We start from the raw sequence: 15,598 nt of genomic DNA on the forward strand, positions 1-15,598 counted from the left end.
TGAATAAACAAGTCAGGGCGATGACAACCCCGTTTCGGTGATGATGTACCCTGCCGCCCTACTGTGCTTAGTGCGCTGACGCAATAGCAAAAGCTGATCCATATCAAACCATCCTAGCGCCCTCACCGCTACACTGCCGAGCTATTTTTTCTCTGACCTGGACTCAGTTAAGGAATCATTATGTCTGTATTTTCACCAGAGCTGCTCAGCCCTGCGGGTAGTTTAAAAAATATGCGCTACGCCTTTGCCTATGGCGCTGATGCCGTCTATGCGGGACAGCCTCGCTATAGTTTGCGCGTTCGAAACAACGAGTTTAACCTCGCTAACCTCGAGCTTGGTATAAATGAAGCCCACCAGCAAAATAAAAAACTTTATGTGGTTTCTAATATTGCGCCGCACAACGCCAAAATAAAAACCTATTTGCGCGATATAGAGCCGGTTATCGCCATGAAGCCCGATGCCCTGATCATGTCTGACCCGGGGCTTATTATGTTGGTGAGAGAAAAATGGCCTGATATGCCCATTCACTTGAGTGTTCAAGCCAACTCCGTGAATTATGCCAGCGTGCTGTTTTGGGCCAAACAGGGGGTTGAGCGGGTGATTCTATCGCGTGAGTTATCACTGCAAGAGATTGCAGAGATCCGCGAACTGTGTCCCAACACCGAATTAGAAGTGTTTGTCCATGGCGCGTTATGCATGGCGTATTCCGGGCGCTGCTTACTCAGTGGCTACATCAACAAACGCGACCCCAACCAAGGTACCTGCACGAATGCCTGTCGCTGGAGCTACGATGTGCAACCGGCCACCGAAACGCCGACCGGTGATGTGGTGCATAAGGTGGACCCAACACTTGGGTTGGGTGCGCCTACCAATGAGGTATTTATGCTTGAAGAACAAGGCCGCCCGGGGGAGTATATGCCAGCATTTGAGGATGAACACGGCACCTACATCATGAACTCCAAAGACCTGCGCGCCGTGCAGTATGTGGATGCGCTGACGCGTATGGGCGTTCATAGTCTAAAAATAGAAGGCCGAACTAAGTCGTTCTATTACGTTGCACGCACGGCTCAGGTGTACCGCCAAGCCATTGATGACGCCGTCGCTGGCAAGCCATTCGACGCCAACTTACTGCGCAGTCTCGAGCATCTCGCCCACCGAGGCTATACCGAAGGCTTTTTAAAACGCCATGCGCACCAAGAGTATCAAAATTATGACTATGGCCACTCTATTTCTGATTCACAGCAGTTCGTTGGTGAGGTGCTTGGTCGAACCGCAAATGGCTTAGCAGAAATAGACGTTAAAAATAAATTTTGTACCGGCCACTCATTGGAGTTAATGACACCTAAAGGCAACGTGCATTTTAACTTACAACACATGGAAAACACTAAGGGCGAGCGTATTAGCGATGCAAAAGGCTCTGGCCATCAAGTGCGTATTCCCATCCCCGAGGATATCGACCTTGAACACGCCATTTTGATGCGTAACTTAGAAAGTGGTCAAGATACACGCAACCCATTTAAGTCGTCGTGTTCGTAAGCCATATAGCTTGATAAGGGCGCATGCTCAGGCATGTGCTCATGTCTTTATAGACAATGTCACTGAGCAAATCGCACCACGGCTGGGTGTTCACCAAGTTTAGATCTTCCAGTGACAAGGTTTGTGGCTGATTGCTAATGTTAAACAGACAAAAAATACTTTGTTGGCGGTCGGCGCTTTGCCGCCAAAAGCCGAAAATTTCTTGGCCAAGGTGCAAAGTAAACTGCGTTGCATTGGGGTGAAAGGCTTTTTGCTTCCCGCGTATCTTAAGCAAATTCAACATACCACGATGCACCTTTTGGTGATGGCTATGTGGATCGGCCAATTTGGCCTCTAAGTCATGCCAATGCCAACGATGGCGATTAATGGCACGATTATGCTGGGTATTATTAAAACGCTCATAGTCGTTTTCGGTCCCCGTGAGCGAGTGAATATACACACCGGGAATTCCCTCCAGTGCCAACATAATGGCATGAGCACATAGAAATCGCGCCACGGCAAAGTTATCTGGCCCCTGCTGTGCTCCCTGTAAGGCATCAAACAACGCGATGTTGATTTCATAAGGCGCTAACGTACCGTCATTTTGTGTGCGCCAACTCACCTTGGCACCAAAGCGCTGCATACAGGCCACCAGAGCATTAATTTGCACGGTATCTAACAGGCCCTCTGCTGGGCGCAGGCCAATGCCGTCATGGGAGGCTATAAAGTTAAAATAGGCCGTACCATCTTGGGCAGGGGGCATGCGCATCATCCACTTTTTCAGTGCTGTGCAGTCACCGGTAGTCAAGGTGTGTAATAACAAAGGAGGTAAAGAGAAGTTATAAATGCAATGCGCTTCATTGGCATTACCAAAGTAGGAGAGGTTTTGCTCATTGGGAATATTGGTTTCAGTAATGATAATGGCCTGTGGCTGCACATGTTCTATCAAAGTGCGAAGCAGACGCACCACTTCATGTGTTTGCGGCAAATTAATGCAGGAAGTTCCGGGGACTTTCCATAAGAAGGCCACCGCATCGAGGCGAAATAAACGTACCCCGTTGTCGAGATAAAAGCGGATAATCGCCACAAACTCTCGCAACACCTGCGGGTTAGCAAAATCAAAGTCCACTTGATCATGACTAAAAGTGCACCACACATGTTGCTCACCCGCTGCCGTACGCACCTTGTTGAGTAGCTCAGATGTGCGTGGACGCACCACATCGTCTAGATTGTCACTGATATTGGCCGTTTTAAAGTAGCCCTTTCCGGGGGCAACGTTAGCAATAAAGTTACTAAACCACAGGCTCTTACTGGAACAATGATTGATCACTAAATCGGCCATCAGCCGGTAATCTTTGCTGATATCGTTTATATGCTGCCAACTGCCAAGGGCCTCATTGACTTGCACGTAATTCATCACCGCAAACCCCTCGTCTGACGAGTAAGGGTAAAACGGCAAAATATGCACCGAGTTAATGGCGCCTTCGGTGTAGGTATCGAGAAATTGTTTCAGTGTATACAAAGGCGGTTCAGTGGGCAGCGTATGGGATTCATGAGCCTGCGTTTTATTTACCGAGTCGCCATAACAAATCAACACCGCATCCCGTTCATCCCAGCGACTTTTATGGGGGGTGGGCTGGCGAACCACATCACCTTGAAGCATCGATTCTAGCAACTGTGCCGCGAGCTCCTGACATTGCGCATCATCAAGAATACCGGCGTAAATGATCGCTAAATGGTGGGTGACACGTTGCTCAAACTGACGCTGGCGAGAAGTCATACTACCCCGCCTTGCGTATGTGTGCGCTGAACTGCTGATTATCAAGCTCAACCGCTTCACGTAATCGGGCAAACACGTCAGGCATTGCCGACACTACGCGGTTCCAGCTGGGCACGAAAGGCGCTTCCATCGGGTGCTCTAAAAAATGTTGCCCGGCATGCATAATATTTTGCGCGAACATTTCCACCGCCTTCTCTTCTTGGTGAATATCGAGGCTTAAACCATTCATAAGCGCATCATTATGATAGGTTTCGACAAAATCCAAGGCAATGCGGTAGTAAGTTGCTTTCAGTGAGCGAATGGTTTCGGTGGTAAAGGTTTCCCCTTGGGTGGCAAGCTTGCGAAATAGCGCTTTGGTAATATCCACCGACATTTTTGATAGCCCAGCGTTTCTATCTTCCAAGGAAAGATCTTGGTGTTTGTGGTCATAGGTTTGGGCAATATCGACTTGGCATAAACGGTTATGAGCGTAGTTGCGGTACATCTCCGAAAGCACACCAATCTCTAAGCCCCAGTCACTGGGGATACGAATATCATTGAGCACATCGCGGCGAAACGAAAATTCCCCCGCTAAGGGGTAGCGAAATGAGTCCATGTACTCGAGGTAATCGGTACTACCTAACACCGTTTTAAATGAGCGCAGCAGTGGCGTCACCAATAAACGCGAGACTCGGCCATTGATTTTTCCTGCCGCAGTACGGGCATAAAAGCCCTTACAGAACTCATAGTTAAAGCGTGGATGGGCCACTGGATAGATAAGCCGAGCCAGCAGTGCACGGTCATAGGTGAGAATGTCACAATCATGCAAAGCGATAGATTCGACTTTTGATGCTGCAAGAGTATAGCCCATGCAATACCACACATTACGCCCCTTCCCTAACTCTTTAGGGGCCACACCAAGGGCCTGTAGCTCACTATCCAAGGCACGTAAACGCGGGCCATCATTCCATAGTACCCGGTGTTTTTGCGGCAATTTGTCGAAAAATGTCAGCGCATGACGGTACTGTTGCTCGTCAGCTCGGTCCAGGCCTATGATGATTTCATCGAGATAAGGCACTTGTCGCAGGTGATTCACTATGTTTCCTAACGCGGGGCCTTCGAGTTCTGAAAAAAGCGATGGCAGAATAAGACCCATGGGCCGTTCTTGGGCAAATTGCACCAACTCCCCTTCAAGTTCAGCGACCGAACGCTGAGAAATATTGTGGAGTGTTGTGACAATGCCATTTTGATGAAAGTCAGCCATGGTTACGCACCTCATCTGCTGCTAGTTGCTCTTTGATCAGCGCTAAACTACTGAGCGTTTCCTGCCAACCTCGCGGCCCAGCATGAACACTGAATAACGCGCTGCGTTTTTTTAAAATCGGGGCAGTGTTTTCGCTGTTTGCAATCACTATCGCAGTGTCTGCCGCCTCTAGCATTGCCACATCATTATGACTGTCGCCCAGGGCAATGCTGTGCAGTGGGCAACTATATTGCGGTGTCAGCATCTGCATCACATAGTGCAGCGCTTTGCCCTTGTTCACTCCCAGACTCAGGTGCACAAAGCGCCCGCCGTGCAACACTTCACACCCTAATTTCTGCGCCGCCAGTGTGAATTGGTGTAGCACCTCGTCACTGCCTTGCCAGTAAAGCGGATCGCTGTAATGGCGTGTTTGCGCTTGTGTTAATGCCTCTCCAGTGAGGCCAGTTAAGGCACTTAAGCGCTTAGACGATAGTTGACTGAAAGAACAAAAACTGTCGCCGAATTGTTCTGCCAAAGCAGAAATGCACTGTTGTAAGGTCACTAAAGGCGGGGCAAAGGGCATGATCCAGTAGTTATCGCACTGCTGAGCAGCTTTAGGTGGTGTAATAAAGTGCCCTTTGGGCACATACAGAGCGGCGCCATTTTCGCAAATAAAGGGTAAGTCTAGGTGTAAAGCTTGGCACAGCGCATGGATTTCCGTCGCTGTTTTGCTGGAATTAACGATCACTGGCACCTGCGCCTGACTCAAAGCATTGAGTAAGGGCTTCGCTTCATCACACTGATAGCTATGATGATCTAATAAGGTGCCATCCAAATCGGTAAAGATCACCGGAAATGCCGACCCCTGAGTGGCGAGTTTGTTATCGCATTGGTAAATTTGTCGCGTGTTATCAAGGTGATAAACTACATCACAGTGCGCGGGTAAGTGAGCTAAACAATGGCGGGTTAAGCGCTCAAAGTAGCTAATAAAGGATTTTACTCCTTGCTCGTCGAGAGTGTACTCACTGGCTCCGTGGCGGGCAATAAGCTGCTGCTCTTGCTGCCAACGCCACGCTTGCACAGTATCAAAGCTGGGCGCTTTCAACATGATGCGGATATCGGCAGCGTTGAAGGCCGCTTGATACTCATTGGCCAAACGAGAGTTTACACAACGCCGCCAGCGGCCATCTGGATCTTGGTTTTGCTCTAAACTATTAACCGCAACGTTAAGCTCACACGGGCTTTGTGGCTGCGCGCCAACACACCAGCCTTCAAGAATAAACACATCGATGGGGCGCTCAAAATAAGGCCAATTCACTAACGGCTCGCGGTCGTCGGTGGCTTTATTGAATCGCGGCACTCGGATACCACGAGCTCCGTCTTGAATTTGTGCGATCACTTTATTGAGCAGTGCAATGTCATGGGTGCCCGGCACACCTCGAGTGGCAAAGAGCGGATGCACTGACTGCGCTAACTGTTCACGTACCGCCCTTGGGAAGTAGAAATCATCGATGGAGCACGCACAGGTATGCAAAGCAAAGCGCTGTTGTAATGCTTGTGCCAAGAACGCTGCTAAGGTGCTTTTACCCGATCCTTGCGCACCATTTATGGTGATAAACAAGGCCTGCCCAGGTTGCTTACTATTTGCTAACTGCTGCGCCAGCGGCATGAAGTGGTGCTGAATTTGCAATTTATAACTCGACTGCAACTGTTGCGCTGATATAAATTTTTCAATATCCATGCCGTGCTCACACAAGGTTCGATTGTAACTATGAAAGTAATTTGCAGGACTTAGGCCAAATTGTAAAAGGCCGCCTTTTCATAAGGTTAGTAAATAAGCGAAGAGTAAGCGCACCAAAAAAGTGCAAAAAGGAGGGATTATGCGCTGCTATCGCACTTTGTTTTAGATCAAGAAAAGTAGTAAAACAATCACTAAAAGGCTGTGCTTGAACGGCGTTTTTTGTACTATCGCGCCCGCGCTGAAACAAGGGGAGCCGATATGGCTTTATTAATCAACGATAAGTGTATTAACTGCGATATGTGTGAGCCCGAGTGCCCTAACGGCGCTATTTTTATGGGCGAAGAAATCTATCAAATCGAGGCGAGTCAATGCACTGAGTGTGTTGGTCACTATGATCAACCAACCTGCGTGCAAGTATGCCCTATTGATTGCATAAAACCAGACCCTGCACATAAAGAGAGTGTGGAGCAGCTTGCCGATAAGTATGTACGATTAACCGAACAAACTGCCCACTACGGCAACACATAAATTACGACCGGGGCGCAGGTGTATTGCTTTGCTCTGCGGTATTTACATCATCATCAAGTGCTTGCTCTAACAAACTAGAAACACTCGCTCGCAGAGCTTCACGTTGCGCTTGTACAAAGTTTTCAAGTGCTTGCTCAGCCGCTTGTTTAACGGCTAATTCCACCTCTTCGGCTAAACTGGCCGCTTGAGTAGAAAAGCTCAATGTCATTACAGTAGTGATAAGTGCGATACGTGCGAATTTCATAGTTGTATTCCTTTTTCAGTTTAAGTAAAGCATCTATTGATGCGCTTACTGTAGGAATATCAAGGTCCGTGCCAAAAATTTAAATACATAATTATCAATAACTTATATATTTAACACGCGTTTTATTCGCAGCAAAGCTGTCCGTCTGTGGACACATATGCGTCCGCAATCGGACACTTTTGTTGTATCAGCTTGCTTATCACCGCAACCAAAAACAGCCATTGCTCGATAAACTCAGCCCAACAGGCTCAGTATCAAGCTCTCGAGGTTAAAGAGGGATTAAGCGCCAACTATCCCCAATGGCGTGGCGCTTTTCCAGGCACCACGAGTAAAATCAGGAATACTCAAGGACTCACTGCGATTAGCCACCGACTGCGCAGACAAGGGAGAGATCACTGACCAAGCGGCGCCATCGTATACATCTTGATCCAATGGCTCACCATTGCGCAGACAGTAGATCATGCGCCAAAACATCAAGAAATCCATCCCCCCATGGCCACCATTATGCTCTGCTTGCGCACCCATTTTTTGCCATAAAGGATGATCGTATTTGTCATACCATGGCTGCATATCGTACTCCCACTCATGGAAGCTCTTGTCACCTCCTTGCTCCAGCGCGATGCGATTAGGAAATCCGGCAAATACGCCGTTGGTTCCTTGGATAAGATTATGACGACTATAAGGACGAGGAGTGGTGGTATCGTGCTGAACCATAATACTGCGCCCTTTCACGGTTTTTATCAGCGTGGTATTCATATCGCCGGCTATGAACTCCATTTGATTACGCGAGTGTTCGGGGGGAAATTCGCGCTGTGCATACGCAGCACGTCCTAATGCCGGGGAACTCATTGAGGTGAGGTAATCGAAACGATCGCCACGATTGATATTCATGTATTGCGACACCGGACCTAAACCATGTGTTGGATACAAGTTACCATTACGTTTGGTGTGCCATGCAGTACGCCAAGAGCCGGTCTTATGGGTGATCTCTTTCATTTGCCAACGCAGCTCATGAATGTACGCAGCTTCACCATGTAGTAACTCGCCAAATACGCCCTGGCGCACCATATTTAACACCATAAGCTCATCGCGACCGTAATTGACGTTTTCCATCATCATACAGTTCATTTGCGTGCGCTCAGCGGTATCCACCAGCTCCCACATTTCTTCTACAGTCAACGCCAGTGGCACTTCAACAAACGCGTGCTTGCCGCTTGTCATGGTATCGATAGCCATCGGCGCATGCCATTGCCAGGGCGTAGAAATAATAACAATATCAATGTCATCGCGTGCGAGCATATCGCGATAAGCATAGTCACTATCGCCGTAGGCAGTGGGCCTGGGTTGACCGTTATTAACCACAAACTGGACGCTGCGCTCCAGCACCTCTTGGTGGGTATCGCAGATAGCTTTGATTTCGGTGCCTGCAATAGCACTCATGCGCTTTACATGGCCGTAGCCTCGTTGACCAACGCCGATAAAGCCGACCCGAACAACCTCCATTTTAGGTGCCACCAAACCGATCACTGAGCTGCCTTGGCGTGCAGGCGTCACTGCTTGTTGTGAACTGGCACAGCCAGTCAAAGAGGCGGTTGCCGCCCCAGCGGCAACCGCGCCTGCGGCCTTAATGAAATCGCGTCGATTAAACTGCTTCATAATCTATTCCTTGGTAAATGCGTCACTAGCACGCTATCGCAAAGCGATTGGCTAGGCAAAAGGAACAGGATGAATAACGCGCTGGTTGGAGCTGTCGCCAGGTGAAGTAATCCGGCGACGGCCTGTAAGCTAAGCGTGATCGATCAGTGTTTTCAGAGTGTCGGTGTTATTGATGAGATCGCGGTACAGGGCAAACTGATTGTTTGCCCTGTCCAAATTATGCTCGGGGTACTTAGTGGCAAAGTACTTATCGCCATTAATATAATCAGTTAAAAAGCGTACACCAATCATAAATGGCATCACTTGCGCACCGAGCCAAAAACTGCGCTTTTCCTGTACCGTGATCAGCCCTTTTAATGGCTCAATATAACCCTCAACAATAGCGGCAAATATATCTTTACGCACTCGCACGTTACTAAGCTCGGTACTGTCTTCGGGTTCAGGCGAGCAAAAGGTACGAACCATATCACCGAAATCAAATAACCAATAACCTGGCATACAGGTATCAAGGTCAATGACCGCCTTGGCCTGATCGGTTTTGTTGCTAAAGAGCATATTATTTATCTTGGTGTCGTTATGACATGGACGCACTGGAACACAGGTAACAAGTTCTGCCAATTGGTGCACAAGATGAGTTTGCTGTTGGCAAAAGGCTAATTGCTCACCCACCTTTGCTACACGCCCTTGGCTATCCGCTCGCACCGCTTGCTCGAGCATGTCCAAGCGCATTGCTAAGTTATGAAAGTCCTGAATCACCGGATAAAGCTGCTCGGCGTCGAAATCCTCAAGCGCTGCGGCAAATTGACCGAACGCATTCGCCGCAACCTTCGCTTGGCTTGGTGAGCGCACCACTTCCTCGCTGTAACTACCACCGATAAACTCCAATGCACGCCATTTCTCACCGTTGATATCGAGTAGGTAGCGCTGATCTGTAGTGGCTACATGTTTAATAATATCAAGCTGATATTGTTGTTTATGATGCTTTTTAAGCAAGTGCTGTTCGATTTTACGGGCATTCGCGACCAGCTTATCTGGCTTAGGAAACACATCGGTATTGAGGCGTTGTACCACGACCGCGCCGTGAGCATGTTTCAATAACATGGTGGTATTAATGTGACCATTGCCAATGGGATTTAAACTAAGCTGGATCGGCTCAAAGCCGAACTGGTGCGCCAATAACTGCGCATGAGAGTCTGTATTCATAGGTTCAATCTTGAGTGCCGCTTCGCTCATTGCTTAATCCCTTGAGCTGTTTTATTTTTTTTGCGATTACAGCGAGTTCATCTTTATAAGTCATGCCGAGCCAAGGCTGTGTGGCAGGGTAAACATCAACAGTCGCCAAATGATGGTCAATGCAATATTGTATTTGATCGGGAAGATAATACTCTTTTTTGACACCGTTGTCAGTGTGCGCCAAAAAGCGCTCAAAATTATCCGCTAACACATCAAATAATGCTCGCCCTACACCCCAAAAGGTCATTGACGCCAGCGCTCCTGAATCAATTTGTAACCTTTCACCGTTATCATTATAGCCGACAAGCTCGTCATCAACGTTTTGAATATTAAGCACTTCATCAACACGTTGAAGCTGGTTATGGCTGTTAAGCTGACAAATACCCCGATTCACGCCGCCTTGCTCACTGCACGTACTTTGTACTGGGTAGGCGACGCAGGCCCAGTGAGCACTGTGCTCAAAGTGTGCCACCATTTGCTGATAGGCGTGCTCACCATAATAGTCATCGGCGGTGATCACGATGGCTTTATCCCTCACCTTGTCTCTCGCACACAGCAAAGCATGGCCAGTCCCCCAAGGCTTATTGCGCTCATGTACTAAGTGAGTATAAGCTGCTGGTACATCGCTGATATGTTGCTCGACCAAATCAACACTGATGTCCTTTGGTAATTGCGGTAATATATGCTCGCACAGCGCCGCCCGCACTTGTTGATTAATGACCAATACCACATGGCGCACTCCCGCCTTATAAGCGTCTTCTATACTCAATTGCATTATGGTCTTTTGCAAACCCGGCAATACCGCCACCTGCTTGGCGCCACCAAAACGACTACCTAAGCCGCCAGCAAGAATAACTAAACTTAGCGTTGCTGCACTCATGTTCGTCCAATTACTACGACAAAAGGTAGAGTGTACAGATAACTGAGGGAGTTGAGCAAATAGTTGGGAGGGAATGCAGATGAGGCGCGTTTGCACGCGCCCCCACTTAAGCTGTTAATCAAGGTTGAGACACAAATACTTCTCTTCGAGGTACTCTTCTAATCCTTGGTGCCCCCCTTCACGACCAAGGCCAGACTGTTTCACCCCGCCAAAGGGGGCCACTGGATTAGAAATGAGTCCTTCATTGATACCTACCATGCCATATTCAAGCGTCTCTGCGACCCGGTGTATCTGGCCTACATCTTGACTGTAAAAATACGCCGCTAAACCATAGGGAGTGTCATTGGCCTGCTGTAGTGCCTGTTGCTCATCTTTAAAAGTGGCAACCGTGAGCACTGGGCCAAAAATTTCCTCACGACTGATACGCATCTCACTGGTAACATTACTCAATAACACTGGCGCCACAAAATTTCCTTCAAGGCTTTGGCGCTCGCCCACTAAGGTCGCGCCTTCTTGCAGCGCCGAGTCGATAAGCTCATTCACGTTAGTTTTGGCTTGTGGGTAAATAAGCGGGCCAATATCAACGCCCTCTTCGGTGCCTGGCCCCACCTTTAATTTGGCCACTCGCTGCTGTAACTTGGCAAGCAACTTGTCGGCAATGCGCTCGTCAGCTAAAACCCGGTTAACGCAGACGCAGGTCTGCCCAGCATTGCGAAACTTACTGGCAATGATGCCATCAGCCGCCTTATCTAAGTCGGCACTGGCGAACACCAATAAAGGCGCGTTGCCCCCCAGCTCCATAGAGGTGCGCTTAATGGTACTCGCGCATTGTTTTAGCAGCTGGCTGCCGACCTGGGTTGAGCCAGTAAAGGTGAATTTACGCACCGTTTCGCTGGCCGTAAGTTGTTCCCCAACCGCTTTAGCATCATCACTAAGCAGAACATTAAAGGCGCCCCGAGTGAACCCCGCTTGGTGCGCCAAGTGAGCCAGAGCTAAGGCACACAATGGTGTGTGTTCTGAGGGCTTAAGCACAAAGCTACAGCCCGCCGCATAAGCAGGTGCAACCTTACGAGTGATCATGGCAATGGGAAAGTTCCACGGGGTAATGCCAGCAACTACACCAACGCCTTGCTTAATGACACTAATACGATGCTCAGGCTTGCTAGCTGGAATAATTTCACCGTAGCTACGTTTGGCTTGTTCAGCAAACCATTTTACAAACCCGGCACCATACGCAACCTCACCTTGCGATTCAGCTAACGGCTTACCCTGCTCCAGCGTCATCAGCTCAGCAAGGCTGTGTTGATGCTTCATAATCAACTCATACCAGCGATAGAGTACTTCGCTGCGCTGCTCAGCAGTGGTTGTTTTGAGATCTTTAAAAGCACGTTGTGCACTCGTTATTGCCTGCTCTACCTGAGGAGGGCTCACCCTTGAGGCACGCACTATCTCGCTCCCATCGGCGGGGTTAGTTACGGCAAACTCCCCCTCTCCTTTTAGCCATTGCCCATCAATAAATGAGTGTTGAAATACCCATGCTGAATCCATAACGCACCTCCAAAACAAAAAAGCCGCTGAAGATAAATTACAGCGGCTTTTTGCATAAATTAAGTTCGAACCAAATTAATGCTCTTCATTAACGATGTTGAGGTTGTATTTGGGAATTTCAACCACTAAGTCTTCGTCATGAATTTTGGCTTGGCACCCAAGGCGTGATTCGGCCTCAAGTCCCCAGGCTTTATCAAGCATGTCATCTTCAAGTTCATCACTTTCTTCTAAAGAATCAAACCCTTCGCGGATCACAACGTGACAGGTAGTGCAGGCACAGGATTTTTCGCAAGCATGGGGAATACTGATGCCATTTTTCAGTGCCACATCAAGGACTGTTTCGCCCTCTTTTGCCTCTAAAGCCGCGCCATCGGGGCACAATTCATCATGGGGTAAAAAGATAATTTGTGGCATTGCTTATACCTCGTCTACTGACTGGCCCGTAAGAGCCTTTTTAATGGATGCATCCATACGACGCGCAGCGAACTCGCTGCTGGCCGCATCAACTTTCTCAATTGCTTGTTTAATTTGCTGTGGCTCATCGGCCTGACTGCTAATTTCCGTGAGCTCCGCCATGGCTGCTCGCAGCGCATTCAACTCTTGCTCATCAAGCAAGTGACTGTCGGTTGCCAATGAAGCTTCTAGTGCCTCAACAACCCGTAGCGCCTCTACTTGCTGCTCTTTAAGCATCCGCGCTTGCATGTCCTCTTTAGCGTTGCTCATTGACGATGTCAGCATCTCGGCAACCTGATCATCAGATAGACCATAAGAAGGTTTTACCTGAATCTCTGCTTGTACACCGGTGGATTTTTCCATCGCCGTCACACTGAGTAGGCCATCAGCATCAACATTAAAGGTAACCCGAATGTGCGCTGCACCAGCGGCCATGGGCGGGATCCCTTTTAAGCTAAATTTCGCCAGAGAGCGACAATCGTCAACCAGCTCTCGCTCGCCCTGCAAAACATGCAACGACATGGCTGTTTGCCCATCTTTAAAAGTGGTGAACTCTTGCGCCCGTGCAACCGGAATTGTGGTATTGCGGGGAATGATTTTCTCCACCAAGCCACCCATGGTTTCTAACCCTAAAGACAGCGGCAACACATCAAGCAATAACATATCAGAGTCAGGCTTATTACCGACTAAAATATCGGCTTGAATCGCAGCGCCGACGGCAACAACGCGATCTGGGTCAATGCTGGTTAATGGCTGTTTAGCAAAAAATTCGGCCACTTGCTCACGCACTACCGGCATTCGAGTCGAGCCACCGACCATCACCACTTCGAGCACTTCTTCGTTGCTGATCTGGGCATCTTTTAACGCCCGGCGACAGCTGCGTAAGGTTTTCTTAACTAGCGGCTGTGCCAGCTCGGCAAACTGTTCACGGGTCACGGTAACGGTGTGAGATTGACCATCAAACTCCAATACCACATTAACGTTGCCATAGCTTGTCAGTGCTTCCTTACAGGCTTTGGCTTTATTGATAAATAACCGTAAGGTATTGGCCGTTAATTGCGTAACGCCGGTTTGCTGCTTAAAGTAATCCACCAGCAAAGAATCAAAGTCATCGCCACCCAGAGCTGAATCGCCACCGGTTGCCAGCACTTCAAACACGCCTTTGTTTAAGCGCAAAATAGAGATATCGAAGGTACCGCCACCGAGATCATAAACGGCAATCACCCCTTCTTGGCCCGAATCTAAACCGTATGCCACCGCCGCTGCGGTTGGTTCATTCAGTAAGCGCAACACTTTTAGCCCTGCTAATTGGGCCGCATCTTTGGTGCTTTGGCGCTGGGCATCATCAAAATAGGCAGGCACGGTGATCACCGCCCCGGTGATGTCCTCACCGCCGAAGCTTTGCTCGGCGCGATTACGCAATGCTTTGAGAATCTCACTGGAAGCTTGTACTGGGCTAACATCGCCTTGACGAGTGTGAATATGCAGGCTGTTATTGGTATCAGTGAACTGATACGGCAGCTGGCCATAACTGGCTTCGATTTCCGCTTGGGTCTTACCTAAGAAGCGCTTAACCGAGATCAGCGTATTATGAGGGTCATCTGCAGCGTGCTGCTGCGCGTCAGTGCCGACGACCACGTCTTGCTCTAAATAACGCACAACCGAGGGTAAAATAGCCTCACCTTGCTCATTAGCTAAGGTTTTTGCCTCGCCGCTTTGCACCGTAGCAACAAGCGAGTTGGTGGTGCCTAAATCAATTCCCACAGCGAGTTTATGTTCATGTGGTGCCGCGCTTTGCCCCGGCTCAGCGATTTGCAATAATGCCATGTAATCTAAAAAACCTTTTCGTTTAATGCGCTAATCAAATAACTCATCTTCAATGCGTTCTAGTTCGTCTCGTAACTTGTAGACAAACTTCAGTTTGCGCACGTCATCTGCAGCCTTGTGCCATTGTGCTGAATCGTCGCTCGCTAACAGCGTCGCGAGTTCATTGCTGTATTGCTTATCTAAGGCAGCAATGTGCTTTTCGAACTCAGCGATGGCCGCATCCGGATCGCTGGCTGATTGCAATTCTTCAAGCTCTTCACGGAGCTCCATTTGCTGCATTAAAAATTCAGGGTCTTGCAGCGTCTGCTGTTCGCCGCGTAGGTCCACCCCAAGCTCAGCCAGCATATACTCTGCGCGCTTTACTGGGTGCTTAAGCGTTTGCAACGCATCATTGATTTCCGCTGTTTTTTGCACGGCGACGAGTTTATCTCGCTCACTGCCACCACTGTGTCTGTCTGGGTGAGCAGCACGTTGCAATTCTAAATAGCGCTCATTAATTAAGGTTAAATCAACCGTAAAGCTGACTGGAATAGAAAATAGTTCAAAATAACGCATTGGTTAAACCCTATAATGAAAAGCCCTACATTGGGTAGGGCTTAAAAACGTGCGATGCACACCGCTTAGGCGTACTCACTGCTGGTTATTAAACAGTGAAGCTCTCGCCGCAGCCACATTCACCACTTTGGTTCGGGTTATTAAACTTAAACCCTTCATTCAACCCTTCTTTGGTGAAGTCCAGTTCAGTGCCATCAATATACACCAGGCTTTTTGCATCAATGATCAGGGTTACGCCCTTGTCTTCGAAGGTTTGATCTCCTTCGCTGAGCTCGTCGACAAACTCTAGCACATAGGCAAGCCCCGAACAGCCGGTGGTTTTGATCCCCACGCGCAAACCTATGCCCTTGCCACGGTTTGCGAGGAAGGATTTAACTCGGTCTGCTGCTGAGTCTGTTAAGGTGATTGCCATATAC

The 15,598-nt window shown here is 48.8% G+C and carries 14 protein-coding genes; 2 read left to right on the top strand and 12 right to left on the bottom strand.

Going from position 1 to position 15,598, the window contains the following annotated elements:
* Nucleotides 1-180 precede the first annotated feature (180 nt).
* Entirely contained in the window at nt 181-1,536 is a 1,356-nt protein-coding gene (yegQ, locus tag EXT46_RS16875) for a tRNA 5-hydroxyuridine modification protein YegQ (RefSeq protein WP_130148695.1), read from the top strand.
* Here the strand turns inward: yegQ and EXT46_RS16880 are convergent.
* Genes EXT46_RS16880 through EXT46_RS16890 form a run of 3 tightly spaced genes read right to left on the bottom strand, consistent with a single transcriptional unit; the run spans nt 1,517 to nt 6,258 of the window.
* On the bottom strand, nt 1,517-3,295 hold the full coding sequence (locus tag EXT46_RS16880; RefSeq protein WP_130148697.1) for a sugar phosphorylase: 1,779 nt from the start codon (nt 3,293-3,295) through the stop codon (nt 1,517-1,519). The genes yegQ and EXT46_RS16880 overlap by 20 nt on opposite strands.
* 1 nt (nt 3,296) lies before the next feature.
* Entirely contained in the window at nt 3,297-4,538 is a 1,242-nt protein-coding gene (locus tag EXT46_RS16885) for a glycosyl transferase (protein ID WP_130148699.1), read from the bottom strand.
* On the bottom strand, nt 4,531-6,258 hold the full coding sequence (locus EXT46_RS16890; protein ID WP_130148701.1) for an HAD-IIB family hydrolase: 1,728 nt from the start codon (nt 6,256-6,258) through the stop codon (nt 4,531-4,533). Before EXT46_RS16890 ends, EXT46_RS16885 begins: the two co-directional genes overlap by 8 nt.
* Before the next feature lie 258 nt (nt 6,259-6,516).
* Here EXT46_RS16890 and EXT46_RS16895 point away from each other — a divergent pair, with 258 nt between their 5' ends.
* Nucleotides 6,517-6,786 (top strand): YfhL family 4Fe-4S dicluster ferredoxin, encoded by a 270-nt coding sequence (locus EXT46_RS16895; protein WP_130148703.1) that lies wholly within the window; start codon nt 6,517-6,519, stop codon nt 6,784-6,786.
* Between the two features lies 1 nt (nt 6,787).
* Here the strand turns inward: EXT46_RS16895 and EXT46_RS16900 are convergent, their stop codons facing one another.
* The 9 genes from EXT46_RS16900 to iscA form a co-directional block, all read right to left on the bottom strand.
* Nucleotides 6,788-7,030 (bottom strand): hypothetical protein, encoded by a 243-nt coding sequence (locus EXT46_RS16900; protein WP_130148705.1) that lies wholly within the window; start codon nt 7,028-7,030, stop codon nt 6,788-6,790.
* A gap of 279 nt (nt 7,031-7,309) precedes the next feature.
* The gene (locus EXT46_RS16905; RefSeq protein WP_130148707.1) at nt 7,310-8,686 is read right to left on the bottom strand and encodes a Gfo/Idh/MocA family oxidoreductase; all 1,377 of its coding nucleotides are present in this window, start codon (nt 8,684-8,686) and stop codon (nt 7,310-7,312) included.
* Between the two features lie 129 nt (nt 8,687-8,815).
* Nucleotides 8,816-9,889: an aminoglycoside phosphotransferase family protein gene (locus tag EXT46_RS16910; protein WP_130148799.1), complete on the bottom strand. Its 1,074-nt coding sequence runs from the start codon at nt 9,887-9,889 to the stop codon at nt 8,816-8,818.
* 4 nt (nt 9,890-9,893) lie between these two features.
* On the bottom strand, nt 9,894-10,799 hold the full coding sequence (locus EXT46_RS16915; protein ID WP_130148709.1) for a sugar phosphate nucleotidyltransferase: 906 nt from the start codon (nt 10,797-10,799) through the stop codon (nt 9,894-9,896).
* 114 nt (nt 10,800-10,913) lie between these two features.
* A complete protein-coding gene (locus EXT46_RS16920) occupies nt 10,914-12,347 on the bottom strand; it encodes an NAD-dependent succinate-semialdehyde dehydrogenase (RefSeq protein ID WP_130148711.1) in 1,434 nt (477 codons plus the stop codon).
* A gap of 75 nt (nt 12,348-12,422) precedes the next feature.
* Nucleotides 12,423-12,761, bottom strand: a complete 339-nt coding sequence (gene fdx, locus EXT46_RS16925) for an ISC system 2Fe-2S type ferredoxin (protein WP_022943778.1) — start codon at nt 12,759-12,761, stop codon at nt 12,423-12,425.
* Between the two features lie 3 nt (nt 12,762-12,764).
* Nucleotides 12,765-14,627: a Fe-S protein assembly chaperone HscA gene (hscA, locus tag EXT46_RS16930; RefSeq protein ID WP_130148713.1), complete on the bottom strand. Its 1,863-nt coding sequence runs from the start codon at nt 14,625-14,627 to the stop codon at nt 12,765-12,767.
* A 30-nt stretch (nt 14,628-14,657) separates the two neighbouring features.
* The gene (hscB, locus tag EXT46_RS16935) at nt 14,658-15,182 is read right to left on the bottom strand and encodes a co-chaperone HscB (RefSeq protein WP_022943776.1); all 525 of its coding nucleotides are present in this window, start codon (nt 15,180-15,182) and stop codon (nt 14,658-14,660) included.
* Between the two features lie 88 nt (nt 15,183-15,270).
* On the bottom strand, nt 15,271-15,594 hold the full coding sequence (gene iscA, locus EXT46_RS16940) for an iron-sulfur cluster assembly protein IscA (protein WP_022943775.1): 324 nt from the start codon (nt 15,592-15,594) through the stop codon (nt 15,271-15,273).
* Nucleotides 15,595-15,598: the final 4 nt, after the last annotated feature.

The organism is Pseudoalteromonas sp. CO325X, from assembly GCF_004208955.1.
GTDB lineage: Bacteria > Pseudomonadota > Gammaproteobacteria > Enterobacterales > Alteromonadaceae > Pseudoalteromonas > Pseudoalteromonas ruthenica.

Bases quoted from the DNA above. Each gene is read 5' to 3' on its own strand.
- fdx (WP_022943778.1), bottom strand. From the start codon at position 12,761: ATGCCACAAATTATCTTTTTACCCCATGATGAATTGTGCCCCGATGGC.
- iscA (WP_022943775.1), bottom strand. From the start codon at position 15,594: ATGGCAATCACCTTAACAGACTCAGCAGCAGACCGAGTTAAATCCTTC.
- EXT46_RS16885 (WP_130148699.1), bottom strand. From the start codon at position 4,538: ATGGCTGACTTTCATCAAAATGGCATTGTCACAACACTCCACAATATT.
- EXT46_RS16880 (WP_130148697.1), bottom strand. From the start codon at position 3,295: ATGACTTCTCGCCAGCGTCAGTTTGAGCAACGTGTCACCCACCATTTA.
- EXT46_RS16915 (WP_130148709.1), bottom strand. From the start codon at position 10,799: ATGAGTGCAGCAACGCTAAGTTTAGTTATTCTTGCTGGCGGCTTAGGT.
- hscB (WP_022943776.1), bottom strand. From the start codon at position 15,182: ATGCGTTATTTTGAACTATTTTCTATTCCAGTCAGCTTTACGGTTGAT.
- yegQ (WP_130148695.1), top strand. From the start codon at position 181: ATGTCTGTATTTTCACCAGAGCTGCTCAGCCCTGCGGGTAGTTTAAAA.
- EXT46_RS16920 (WP_130148711.1), bottom strand. From the start codon at position 12,347: ATGGATTCAGCATGGGTATTTCAACACTCATTTATTGATGGGCAATGG.
- EXT46_RS16905 (WP_130148707.1), bottom strand. From the start codon at position 8,686: ATGAAGCAGTTTAATCGACGCGATTTCATTAAGGCCGCAGGCGCGGTT.
- EXT46_RS16910 (WP_130148799.1), bottom strand. From the start codon at position 9,889: ATGAATACAGACTCTCATGCGCAGTTATTGGCGCACCAGTTCGGCTTT.
- hscA (WP_130148713.1), bottom strand. From the start codon at position 14,627: ATGGCATTATTGCAAATCGCTGAGCCGGGGCAAAGCGCGGCACCACAT.
- EXT46_RS16895 (WP_130148703.1), top strand. From the start codon at position 6,517: ATGGCTTTATTAATCAACGATAAGTGTATTAACTGCGATATGTGTGAG.
- EXT46_RS16900 (WP_130148705.1), bottom strand. From the start codon at position 7,030: ATGAAATTCGCACGTATCGCACTTATCACTACTGTAATGACATTGAGC.
- EXT46_RS16890 (WP_130148701.1), bottom strand. From the start codon at position 6,258: ATGGATATTGAAAAATTTATATCAGCGCAACAGTTGCAGTCGAGTTAT.